The following is a 12,167-nucleotide window of genomic DNA, read 5'->3' on the forward strand; positions in this document are numbered from 1 at the left end:
CTACGCAAAAAAGCATCAGAACACAAGCCTATAATGCGGTTAGATGACAAAAAATACGACTTTTTTCTCAATAACCGTTTTTGAGCATTGATTTCACGCTTATTGCTTCAATTGTTACTTATTTAAACATTTTTTGCATCACACCTGATAATCTTATTATTAATAATGTTATGCTAATACCATAACTGTTATATCGGTCTCCCGATTTTTTATTCAGGGAATGAACCAAAAACTAATAATATGAATAAATTACGATGAATTTAGAATCTATTATTGAACTAACAACTGAAGATATGTCTGCGGTAAACGAGGCTATTCTCAGTCAATTGAATTCAGATGTTGCGCTAATTAACCAACTTGGTTATTACATTGTCAGTGGTGGTGGCAAAAGGATCCGGCCAATGATCGCTGTGCTTGCAGGGCGAGCACTCGGCTATTCTGGTCATAAGCATACCCAAGTCGCAGCCTTGATCGAGTTCATTCATACCGCAACGTTATTGCATGATGATGTTGTCGATGAATCCGATATGCGTCGTGGAAAACAAACCGCTAATGCCGTTTTTGGTAATGCGGCAAGTGTTCTTGTCGGTGATTTTATTTACACTCGATCCTTCCAGATGATGACAGATCTTGATTCAATGCGGGTGTTAAAGCTGATGTCTGAAGCGACTAATGTGATCGCCGAAGGGGAAGTATTACAGTTGATGAACTGTAACGATCCCAATATTACTGAAGAAAACTACATGCAAGTGATCTACAGTAAAACGGCGCGTTTATTTGAAGCTGCAGCTCATGCTTCTGCTATTTTAGCCAATGCGACGCCAGAGCAAGAAAAAGCCTTGCAAGATTATGGTCGTTATATTGGTACGGCATTTCAACTCATTGATGATCTTTTGGATTACGATGCAGATAATGCGCAATTAGGTAAAAATACAGGTGACGATCTTGATGAGGGTAAACCAACGCTCCCTCTTCTTCACGCCATGCAACATGGTAATGAAGAAGAATCTGCTTTGATCCGCCAAGCGATCGAGCAAGGCAATGGACGCCACTTATTAGATACCGTCCTCGCAACGATGAAACGTTGTGGCTCCCTTGAGTATACCTATGCCCGCGCACAAGAAGAGGCACAAAAAGCCATTGATATGCTAGATGTTATTGATGATTCTATCTATAAAGAAGCATTAATTGGCCTAGCGCACATTGCCATACAACGCCATTCCTAAGATTCACTCATGCGATGCGAGAAAGAGGAGTTATTTTTCCTCTTTCTCTTCTTCACCAATTTGAGCAAGAAGTGATGATAAGCCGTAACGCAAGATATGTTTGACAATTTTATTGCGTTCAGCCTCCGTCAATTGGTAATAGGCTTCTGACCAAATTTGCAGTGCATCTATTCTTTGGCTTTGGTAAGTCACCGATGGCTCACATAAACTGAGTTGCCCTTGAATTTCATCAGGTAAGCTCTCTACATAATATTCAACAGCCTTACCTTGAACGCCCCGTTTGCGACGATGCTTCCAGCCTTCTCGTCTTGCCATTAGGTTTACCCCCTGAGGCGATGTAGGGAGACCTTCTAGCCCTGCTAATTCTTTTGCAGTGAACCACAATTTTTTCATATTTTCACTTTCACGCTTATATTATGAAACCTGCTGTTGCAGCTTTACCAAATCGTCAACTGTTAAAAAAATTTTAGACTCAATATAATATTATTTTTATATACTAATTATTTGCATCTTAAGTATTTGTAAACTATTTATTATTAATTAAATCGATTAGTGCTAAAGCCCCTTCACGCATAATGAATGTCAAAATAATGTCACGCTCCTCGTTAGAAAGCTGGTTATATGCCTCCTGCCAAATAAACGAATTATCATTTCGTTTGACTTGATAAGGTGCAGAAGTTTCATTCACAAACTGGCTTTCAAAAATATCGATAGGCAAAGAACTAATATGATATTCCAACGCTTTTCCTTGAATCCCCCGCCTTTTACGGCTGACCCAATTTTCTCGCCTTGCCATCGCATTTATGCCTTGAGTCGTCATGGGAAGCCCTTGCAACCCGACCAACTCCTTTGCAGTTAGCCATTCCTTGTACATGCTGACCCTCCTAGTCATGATGACAATTTATTTCTAGTTGCTGAAAACTATCTATATTTTCTTAAAAACATTAACTCATTCATTTTATTTATAACTGCAAATAATAATATACAAATAATATTTGTTATTAGTATTCTAATTTCTTTTAATAACAGATAATTAAATGATTTACTCGCTAATAATTTAACTAATTTTATTGAGTAATTTATATATATTACTAATACAAGTAACGGATAACATTAAATACGCCATTTCCACTACTAACTCGAAAGAGTTAGTTTTAATTTCAAAGTTTTATCCTAATTCACAATTATTAACACTGACTTTCTATTTAGTTTCACAAAAACCCCGACAGTTTCATAAAATGAAGTTTTTAGAAAAAACTGGAAATTATTTTGGGAAATTTCTGTTATTTTATTTCCAATAACAGGGAGTTTGTACTGAATGTATCACAGTTTCCCGTTACTCGTACCATTAACTCTACATTATTCTGAGCGAAAAAAGGACTAAAAAATGATTTTACGGAAGTCGGACTGGCATCCAGCAGACATCATCGCCGCTTTACGTAAGCGTGGAACAACTCTGGCCGCTATTTCTAGAGAGGCAGGTCTTAGCTCTTCTACGTTAGCGAATGCACTATCACGCCCTTGGCCTAAAGGGGAATGGATCATTGCCAATTTTTTAGGTATCCATCCTTCTGAAATTTGGCCTAGTCGGTATTATGACCCTATCTCGGGGAACTTATTAGAAAGGAAAGTCAGAGATAAAACACAAGTAGAAAGCTAAAAAAATAATGAATATAAAGCCATTGTTATGAGTTATTATCGGTGGCTTTATATTCTTATACTAACTGATTAATACTAATTGATTAAGTTGAGACAATTTTTATCTAAACCCAAAAACCTTATTGATGGGGCGTTATATTAAGTCATCTATATTTCTTCACTCGATTTGCAATCTCAATATTTCCCCTACAGCCCATTAACTAACAATAAGATGCCCCATATCATTAAGCAGCCAAAAACCACTTGCTTACATCATCGATTATAAATGAGTAAAACAATTAGCCCCTATACAATATTGGCTGGCGTCTATTTTGCATCCATTACTATGGGAAATAAGTACTCATAGATCTTCATTGGAGTCAGTACATGAGGTGAAGAATACCCTGGCGTGGCGTGACAAAAAATAAAAAGGTTGAGTTCTATAGACTTGAACTCAACCTTTTTTTAGTTAGAAAAAATTAATTGGCATTAGCCGTTAATAAATTTTTCGCCTAACTCAATGTCTGCTTTTAATACACTTAACATTTCTTTTAGCGCATTTTCTTCAAACGCACTTAATTTACCCACTGGTAAGTGTTTTTCGATACCATTTTTACCTAAAACAACTGGTTGTGCGAAGAAGCGTGCGTGCTCACCATCACCTTCGGTGTAAACACATTCAACAATATTGCTTTCGCCTTGTAGGCCGCGAATTAAAGATAAGCCTAAGCGTGCTGCTGCTTGGCCCATAGACAGAGTCGCTGACCCGCCACCAGCTTTAGCTTCAACAACTTCTGTACCTGCATTTTGGATACGCTTAGTCAGAGCTGCAACTTCTTCGTCAGTGAAGCTAACACCTTCAATTTGTGATAATAAAGGAAGAATTGTCACACCTGAGTGGCCGCCGATTACAGGAACTTCGATGTCATTGACATTTTTGCCTTTTAATTCAGCAACAAAAGTATTAGAACGAATAATATCCAGTGTTGTCACACCGAATAAACGATTCTTGTCGTAAACACCTGCTTTTTTCAGTACTTCTGCTGCAATTGCAACTGTAGTATTCACAGGGTTAGTAATAATACCAATTAACGCTTTCGGGCAAGTTTCAGCGATTTGTTGGACCAGATTACGAACAATACCCGCGTTAATATTAAACAGGTCAGAGCGATCCATGCCTGGTTTACGCGCAACACCCGCTGAAATAAGAACAATATCTGCACCTTTTAGCGCCGGTTTTGCATCTTCACCAGCAAAACCTGTTACTTTAACATCAGTAGGGATGTGGCTTAAGTCAGCAGCAACACCTGGCGTTACTGGTGCGATGTCGTAGAGGGAGAGTTCTGAACCTGCTGGGAGCTGGTTTTTGAGAAGAAGGGCTAGAGCCTGACCGATACCACCTGCTGCACCTAGGACTGCAACTTTCATTCTGAAACTCCTTAATTTGTACTTTAAAAAGATATCACTTTATTTGTTATACACTTAACACATTACGTATAAAAAACAATTTGTTAACAGATAGAGAGAGAGTTTAACGCTAGAGAACTTGTCTACTAATTGCCAGTATTCTAAACAAATTCCTTATCTGTTAATGAGATAACGGGCACTTTTTTAACAAATAGTTTTTCTTACTATTGATTTTCGCACAATAAGTTGTTTTTACTGTTTATTATTCAAACAAAATCATTTTTATTAACAATAATTTTACAATATTTATTGCGTAAGTTCATTAGCCTATTATGCTGACGCTTAACTATGGGCAAACAAGATAAATTAATGTTTATCATTAACCTCTCCATGGCTCTTTAACTCAAGGGCACATTGAATACTGTTTATAAAATCATCATAACGCAATTTTGTTGCATAAAAATGCACTTTTACGGATAATACAACTCAGTTTAATGCCGAAGAATGGGTTAATTATGCGCACTCCGTCTAAACAAGAAGACTTGGTTAAGGCTTTTAAAGCCCTATTGAAAGAAGAGAAATTCAGCTCACAAGCTGAAATTGTCACAGCTCTCCAAGAAGAAGGCTTCGAAAACATCAATCAATCAAAAATTTCCAGAATGCTGACAAAATTTGGTGCGGTTCGCACCCGTAATGCAAAAATGGAAATGGTGTATTGCCTACCGACAGAGCCCGGTGTTCCTACTGCTACCAGCCCTCTCAAAAATTTGGTGTTGGATATTGACTATAACCCTTCAGTTGTCGTCATTAGAACTAGCCCAGGTGCCGCACAACTTATTGCACGTTTACTAGACTCTTTGGGGAAAGCGGAGGGGATTTTAGGCAGTATCGCGGGAGATGACACGATTTTCTCTACGCCTGCAAATAACTTCACAACGCAAGAACTGTATGAAGCTATCTTAGCGTTGTTTGAACAAGAATTATAATTTTATCGATATTCATTGATATGAAGAGGGAAGTCTTATTTCCCTCTGTTTTTTCTGCCCCCTAACTGCTTTGGGACTTCGCTGTGTTATTCGACATTTTCCGTAACCTCGTACATTATGGTTTCCATTTTTTGATGCCAATTCTATTTGCTTATTTATTTTGGCGAAAAAATTGGAAGATCGCAGCGTTAATCATGATAGCGACTATGGCTATCGATTTAGACCACCTATTAGCAGATCCAATTTTCGACCCTGAGCGTTGCGGTATTGGCTTTCATCCTCTTCATTCCCTTTGGGCTGCTATTGCTTATGTGGTGTTATTATTTATGCCTTCATGGAAGCTCAAGGCTGTCGCTGTAGGTTGCTTATTCCATCTTTTTACAGATTCATTAGATTGTTATATGGGCAGTCTCAAAAAAGAAATGAATGCCCCAATCACGTTGAGCTTAGCTGTCACACAATGCCCTATTTCTGTGCCTTCCTTGAGTGTTAATTAAGCTTTCATTTATACCATAGATATAATCCCAAAGAACGATAGTCATCCATAGCAACAATATTTAATGTTAATGAAACAATTTATTAACAATTGAGGCCGTGGAATGATCAAAAAAACACTATTAGCCGTTGCATTAAGCAGTGCAATATCAAACTTTGCTTACAGCGCCCCCCTTGAAAAACCTAATATTTTAATCATTATCGCCGACGATATGGGGTATTCCGATATCAGTCCTTTTGGCGGTGAGATCCCGACACCTAATTTACAAACAATGGCAGAACAAGGTGTCAGAATGAGCCAGTATTACACCTCACCAATGTCTGCACCTGCACGTTCCATGCTACTCACTGGCGCCACCAATCAGCAAGCTGGTATCGGTGGAATGTGGTGGTACGAAAATACAGTCGGTGAACCAGGCTATGAATTACGGCTAACTGATCGCGTTGTTACCATGGCCGAGCGTTTCCAAGATGCTGGCTATAACACACTGATGTCAGGGAAATGGCACTTAGGCTACAGTTCTGGCTCCAAGCCAACCGATAGGGGTTTTAACCAAGCTTTTGCCTTTATGGGAGGTGGCACTAGCCATTTTGATGATGCAGTTCCTCTTGGTACCGTTGAAAGTTTCCATACCTATTACACGTTAAATGGTAAGAAAACCGCTTTACCTGCGAATTTTTACTCCAGCGAAGCTTATGCACAACAACTTGAAAAATGGATCAAAGAAACACCCAGTGAACAGCCCATTTTTGCTTATTTAGCCTTCACGGCTCCCCATGACCCCCTACAAGCACCAGATGACTGGACCCAGCGTTTTGACGGTCAATATGATGAAGGCTATGGGAAAATTTACCGGCAGAGAATCAACCGATTAAAAGAAATCGGGATTATTACAGATAAAACGCCGATGCCTCACCTTGATTTAGATAAAGAATGGGAACAACTCACCCCCGAAGAAAAACGCTATGCCGCTAAAACCATGCAAGTCTACGCCGCCATGATAGCTAATATGGATGAGCAAATTGGCAATGTATTCCAGACGCTAAAAGAAACTGGGCGAGATAAAAACACCATCATTATTTTTGCCACTGATAATGGAGCTAACCCTGCTCAAGGCTTTTATTACGAGGGCGACCCTGCATTTTGGACGCAATTTGATAATAGCTACGAAAACTTAGGCCGTAAAAATTCATTTATTTCAGCAGGCCCTCATTGGGCTAATGTTAGCAATGCTCCGTATGCCAATTACCATAAAACTACTAGCGCACAGGGTGGCATTAATACCAATTTCATTATCAAAGGCCTTGGTATCCATAAAGCGGGTAGTATTGATAATACCCCTATGGCCGTTTATGACATCGCGCCAACCTTATATGAATTTGCCAATATTGACCCCAATAAAAAAATTAAAAATATCAACCCAGTCCCCATTAGAGGAGTTAGCTTTAAACAACATTTTACCCAAGATATCCCCGTTAAAACCCGCTATTCATTTGCCATGGAATTACATAATCAGGCAGCCTTGGTTGAAGGTGATTGGAAACTACGCCGCCTTGTTCCAAACTCGGCAAAAGCAGAAATGGCGCCATGGGAGCTGTTTAATTTAAAAAATGATCCGCTAGAAACGCAAAACGTTGCAACACAACATCCGAAGATCCTTGAGAAACTTCGTCAGCAATATGAACAATTTGCTAAAACTGGCATGGTGATTGAAGCCAAAGGAGAAGCCATTGATTATATTGGTTATGATGAAAAAACAGGTAACTATATTGGTATCGACCCCAAAACGCATAAACGTATTATTCCCTCAGTGAATCAATCAGGGGAATAATATGAAAATCGCCTTTTATGATAGCCTTTCTTCGTTTTCACCGCCCACAAGGGCGGTTGTCCCTTTTCATATTTTGCTTAAACCTGTTGGGGCGGGTTGTAACCTGAAATGTGATTATTGTTATTATCCAGAAGACCAATTACCTAGACCTAAACCCATGATAAAAGAGATGTTAGAACCTTTTATCCGTAATTATATTGCTTCTCAACCAACCTACAGCAAAGAAATTAATTTTGTGTGGCAAGGTGGAGAGCCCCTACTTGCTGGGTTAGATTTTTATAAAAAAGCCATTGATTTGCAGCAAAAATATGCACCAAAGCATGTGAAAATCTCTAATAGTCTACAAACCAATGGTACCTTGCTCACCCCTGCATGGTGCCGCTTTTTAAAGCAGCATAATTTTATTATTGGTGTGAGTTTAGATGGACCAAAAGAAATACATGACCGCTATCGTTTAGACAAAAAAGGCCAGCAAGGTAGTTACAACGCCGTCCTAAAGGGCATAAGGCTTCTACAAGAGTTTGATATTGAATTCAACATCTTGACGGTTGTACATGATGCCGTAGCCAATCAAGCACAAACCATCTATGAGCACTTTATTCAGCTTGGTGTAAAATTTATTCAATTCCAACCATTAATGACCGAAGGTAGTGCGCTTGAACATCAATTTACATTGACGGCTCCTAATTGGGGAAAATTTTTAACTGATATCTATTTACACTGGAAATCTCAACGCCACGTTGGCAATGTACATGTGATGAACATTGAGCACGTTTACAGCCAGTATTTTACCCATGTTAGCCAGACTTGTGTCCACTCAGAACGCTGTGGTACTAACTTGGTCATGGAAGCTCAAGGGCAAATATTTGCCTGCGACCACCAAATCAATAGTAGCCATCACATTGGCAACATCTTAGAACAAACACCTTTGAGTGAACTCGTCCTCAATTCTATAGAGCTACCTTTTGGGCAAAATAAAAGCACCCGCAGAGAATGCCAATCTTGTACGGTAAAAGCGGTTTGCCAAGGCGGATGCCCAGCGCATATCAATTCGATGGGGAAAAACAAGTTATGTGAAGGCTATTTTCAGTTTTTTAATACTGTTATGGCACCGCTAAGGAAATATGAACGTAGTATGCGCGGCGTTCAACAATGGCGGCAAAAAATAGGGTTTTAACGAAGGTTAGTATTAACCAAAAGCCCCTATCTCACAAACTATGATAGGGGGCTTATTTACAGATAAATACGGTTTAAACCATTACTCATCTAATTCTATTTCGGCTTTAGCCTTTAAACCCGCAAGCAATTTGCCATGAATGCCACCAAACCCGCCATTGCTCATCACGAGAATATAGTCGCCAGGTTGAGCCGTCTCAATGACCATATTTGTCAAAGCGTCAATATCAGCGCTCCAACGAGCAGGTTGCACGCATTTCTCTGCAATATCCGTTACCATCCACGGAATATTAGCAGGTTGGAATAAAAAGACTTCATCTGCACGGCCCAAGGCTGGCGCAATATCATTTTTGTTAATCCCCATTTTCATGGTGTTCGAACGAGGTTCGAGTACGGCGATAATGCGTGAAGTCCCCCCCACTTTGCTACGTAATGCTTCTAATGTTGCCAAGATAGCGGTTGGGTGATGAGCAAAATCATCATAAACACTCACACCATTCTCAACACCACGCAGCTCTAACCGCCGACGTGCATTGATAAACTTATCCAAAGCAAGGCAAGCATCCTTGGCGGGGACGCCGACATGATGTGCTGCGGCTATCGCCATCAATGCATTTTGAATATTGTGATTGCCCACTTGTGACCAAGTGACTTCACCCACTTTCTCTTGTTGATAGTAAACCTCGAAATGGCTACCATCATGATTCAATTTTACTGCCTGCCACTCACCATGCTCACCACCAACAAGCTCCTGTTCACTCCAACAGCCCATACCAATGACTTGTTTTAAGTGATTGTCATTATCTGGTGTGAAAATTTTGCCGCTGGCTGGAACGATACGAACCAGATGGTGGAATTGCTTTTGTATCGCCTCAAGGCTTTCGAAAATATCCGCATGGTCAAATTCAAGGTTATTCAGGACTAACGTTCTCGGGCTGTAATGAACAAATTTAGAACGCTTATCAAAAAATGCACAATCATATTCATCTGCCTCAATAACAAAAAATGGGCTTTCCCCTATTTTTGCCGACACATCAAAGTTACCGGGGACACCACCAATTAGGAAACCAGGCTTATAACCACAATCTTCTAACACCCACGCTAACATACCCGCGGTAGTGGTTTTTCCATGCGTCCCTGCCACCGCGAGCACCCAGCGTTCTGGTAATACATGGTCATGTAGCCACTGAGGACCTGAAGTGTAAGGTAAGCCTCTTTCTAATACAGCTTCAACACAAGGGTTACCACGCGTCATGGCGTTACCAATAACCACCATATCCGGTACTGGGTCGAGTTGTGAAGGGTCATAACCTTGAATGAGTTCAATGCCTTGATTTTCAAGCAAAGTGCTCATTGGTGGATACACATTTGCATCAGAGCCCGTGACTTTATGGCCTAGAGAACGAGCCAATATTGCTAAGCTACCCATAAAGGTACCGCATATACCTAAAATATGTATGTGCATTCTTTTTCATCCAATTAGCATGAGGTTTGTCACTATTCTACCCATCAATAGCAGGTTTATAAATGCATTAACCTATTAATCTTTTTTTTATTTAGTTAAACTCTCTGCGCGCGAGGGTACAATACCCCGCAAAACCTTTGTCAATTTTATTCAGGACCTTCGTCATGAAAACATTAGGCGAATTCATCGTCGAAAAGCAACAAGATTTTCCTCATGCAACAGGTGAGCTGACATCATTACTATCAGCAATCAAACTGGGCGCTAAAATTATCCATCGTGATATTAACAAGGCTGGGCTGGTAGATATTCTTGGCACCAATGGTGTTTCGAATATTCAAGGCGAAGTCCAGATGAAGCTAGACCTGTATGCAAACGAAAAACTGAAAGCGGCTTTAAAAGCCCGCGGAGAAGTTGCCGGTATCGCCTCTGAAGAAGAAGACGAAATTGTCATTTTCGAAGGAGATCGTGCTGAAAACGCAAAGTATGTCGTTTTAATGGACCCATTAGATGGTTCTTCAAATATCGATGTAAACGTTTCCGTTGGGACAATTTTCTCAATTTATCACCGTATTACACCAATTGGGCAACCAGTTACTGAAGCGGATTTTCTACAGCCAGGTCATCGCCAAGTTGCTGCCGGTTATGTTGTTTACGGTTCTTCTACTATGTTGGTATACACCACTGGCGTTGGCGTCCATGCATTTACCTACGACCCTTCTTTAGGTGTTTTCTGCCTTTCTCATGAGAAAGTCATGTTCCCATCAGAAGGTAAAATGTACTCTATCAACGAAGGTAACTACATCAAGTTCCCAATGGGTGTTAAAAAGTACATTAAATACTGCCAAGAAGAAGATAAAGCGACAAACCGTCCTTATACCACCCGCTATATTGGCTCTTTAGTCGCAGACTTCCACCGTAACTTGCTTAAAGGGGGATTTATATTTACCCAAGTACAGCAAGCCATCCAAATGGTAAACTGCGTCTTCTGTATGAGTGCAACCCTATTGCATTCTTAGCTGAACAAGCCGGCGGTAAAGCAAGCGATGGCGCTAACCGCATCCTGGATATTATCCCTAGTGAATTACACCAACGTGCTCCTTTCTTCGTAGGAACAGAGTCAATGGTGGAGAAAGCAGAATCATTCATGCGTGAGTTCCCTGACACCGAATAATTCATATAACTAGCTAATAGGCGGGGCTTCCCGCCTTTTTTGCCCCTTTTTTTCTCCAACTAGTGAGTTTTCCCCCCTTTTACGGCTATAATGTCCCCACGTTATCTACCCTGAGATTTAACTTGCATGGAAATAAGTCATTAATACCGTTTCCACCAGCAGCTTAAAAGTCAGTAGGTAAATTCATTATTCACACAAAGGATACACTTAAATGGGCCTGAACAATGTACCGGCAGGTAAAGATCTGCCAGAAGATATCTACGTTATCATCGAAATTCCAGCTAACGCAGACCCTATCAAATATGAAGTTGATAAAGAATCTGGCGCGCTGTTTGTAGACCGTTTTATGTCAACAGCAATGTTCTATCCATGCAACTACGGTTACATCAACAATACTCTGTCTTTAGATGGCGACCCAGTTGATGTGTTAGTCCCTACTCCATACCCATTACAGCCGGGTTCAGTTATTCGTTGTCGCCCAGTTGGGGTTTTAAAAATGACTGACGAATCAGGTGAAGACGCTAAATTAGTTGCTGTTCCACACACTAAATTAAGCAAAGAATACGACCACATTAAAGATGTGAACGATATCCCTGAACTACTGAAAGCACAAATTACCCATTTCTTTGAACACTACAAAGATTTAGAAAAAGGTAAATGGGTTAAAGTTGACGGTTGGGATAACGTAGAAGCCGCTAAAGCAGAAATTATTTCTTCTTTCGAACGCGCTGCAAAAAAATAATTTTCCCTTAGGGTCATTATTAAAAGCTC

Annotated in this window: 11 protein-coding genes and 1 pseudogene; 8 read left to right on the forward strand and 4 right to left on the reverse strand. The window is 40.1% G+C overall.

The window, feature by feature from the left end; translation table 11 throughout:
• Window positions 1-254 precede the first annotated feature (254 nt).
• A complete protein-coding gene (gene ispB, locus RB151_RS20440; protein WP_042845751.1) occupies window positions 255-1,226 on the forward strand; it encodes an octaprenyl diphosphate synthase in 972 nt (323 codons plus the stop codon).
• Between the two features lie 30 nt (window positions 1,227-1,256).
• On the opposite strand, the gene RB151_RS20445 is transcribed toward ispB, so the two are convergent.
• Both RB151_RS20445 and RB151_RS20450 read right to left on the reverse strand, forming a co-directional pair.
• Window positions 1,257-1,619, reverse strand: coding sequence for a DNA-binding protein (locus RB151_RS20445; protein ID WP_042845752.1), 363 nt, complete (start codon window positions 1,617-1,619; stop codon window positions 1,257-1,259).
• A gap of 133 nt (window positions 1,620-1,752) precedes the next feature.
• On the reverse strand, window positions 1,753-2,100 hold the full coding sequence (locus tag RB151_RS20450; protein WP_042845753.1) for a DNA-binding protein: 348 nt from the start codon (window positions 2,098-2,100) through the stop codon (window positions 1,753-1,755).
• A gap of 513 nt (window positions 2,101-2,613) precedes the next feature.
• Here RB151_RS20450 and RB151_RS20455 point away from each other — a divergent pair.
• Window positions 2,614-2,886 (forward strand): helix-turn-helix domain-containing protein, encoded by a 273-nt coding sequence (locus RB151_RS20455; protein ID WP_042845755.1) that lies wholly within the window; start codon window positions 2,614-2,616, stop codon window positions 2,884-2,886.
• Window positions 2,887-3,353: 467 nt separating this feature from the next.
• Here RB151_RS20455 and mdh read toward each other — a convergent pair whose 3' ends face one another.
• Window positions 3,354-4,292: a malate dehydrogenase gene (gene mdh, locus RB151_RS20460; RefSeq protein ID WP_042845761.1), complete on the reverse strand. Its 939-nt coding sequence runs from the start codon at window positions 4,290-4,292 to the stop codon at window positions 3,354-3,356.
• A gap of 494 nt (window positions 4,293-4,786) precedes the next feature.
• Between mdh and argR the strand changes: the two genes are divergently transcribed.
• The 4 genes from argR to RB151_RS20480 all read left to right on the forward strand — a co-directional run bounded on the left by argR (window position 4,787) and on the right by RB151_RS20480 (window position 8,761).
• Complete coding sequence (argR, locus tag RB151_RS20465; protein WP_042845763.1) at window positions 4,787-5,257, forward strand: transcriptional regulator ArgR; 471 nt, start codon at window positions 4,787-4,789, stop codon at window positions 5,255-5,257.
• A gap of 83 nt (window positions 5,258-5,340) precedes the next feature.
• A complete protein-coding gene (locus RB151_RS20470) occupies window positions 5,341-5,754 on the forward strand; it encodes a DUF6122 family protein (protein WP_052219328.1) in 414 nt (137 codons plus the stop codon).
• 105 nt (window positions 5,755-5,859) lie between these two features.
• A complete protein-coding gene (locus RB151_RS20475; RefSeq protein WP_071548887.1) occupies window positions 5,860-7,584 on the forward strand; it encodes an arylsulfatase in 1,725 nt (574 codons plus the stop codon).
• 1 nt (window position 7,585) lies between these two features.
• Window positions 7,586-8,761 carry an anaerobic sulfatase maturase gene (locus RB151_RS20480; protein ID WP_071548694.1) on the forward strand — a complete coding sequence of 392 codons (1,176 nt, stop codon included), beginning with the start codon at window positions 7,586-7,588 and terminating at the stop codon, window positions 8,759-8,761.
• 81 nt (window positions 8,762-8,842) lie between these two features.
• Here RB151_RS20480 and mpl read toward each other — a convergent pair whose 3' ends face one another.
• The gene (gene mpl / locus RB151_RS20485) at window positions 8,843-10,225 is read right to left on the reverse strand and encodes a UDP-N-acetylmuramate:L-alanyl-gamma-D-glutamyl-meso-diaminopimelate ligase (protein WP_071548695.1); all 1,383 of its coding nucleotides are present in this window, start codon (window positions 10,223-10,225) and stop codon (window positions 8,843-8,845) included.
• 164 nt (window positions 10,226-10,389) lie between these two features.
• Here mpl and fbp point away from each other — a divergent pair.
• Both fbp and ppa read left to right on the forward strand, forming a co-directional pair.
• Window positions 10,390-11,396: pseudogene (gene fbp, locus RB151_RS20490) on the forward strand (class 1 fructose-bisphosphatase).
• A 211-nt stretch (window positions 11,397-11,607) separates the two neighbouring features.
• A complete protein-coding gene (ppa, locus tag RB151_RS20495) occupies window positions 11,608-12,138 on the forward strand; it encodes an inorganic diphosphatase (RefSeq protein ID WP_042845770.1) in 531 nt (176 codons plus the stop codon).
• The last annotated feature ends 29 nt before the right edge of the window (window positions 12,139-12,167 follow it).

The organism is Providencia rettgeri, from assembly GCF_001874625.1.
Lineage (GTDB): Bacteria > Pseudomonadota > Gammaproteobacteria > Enterobacterales > Enterobacteriaceae > Providencia > Providencia huashanensis.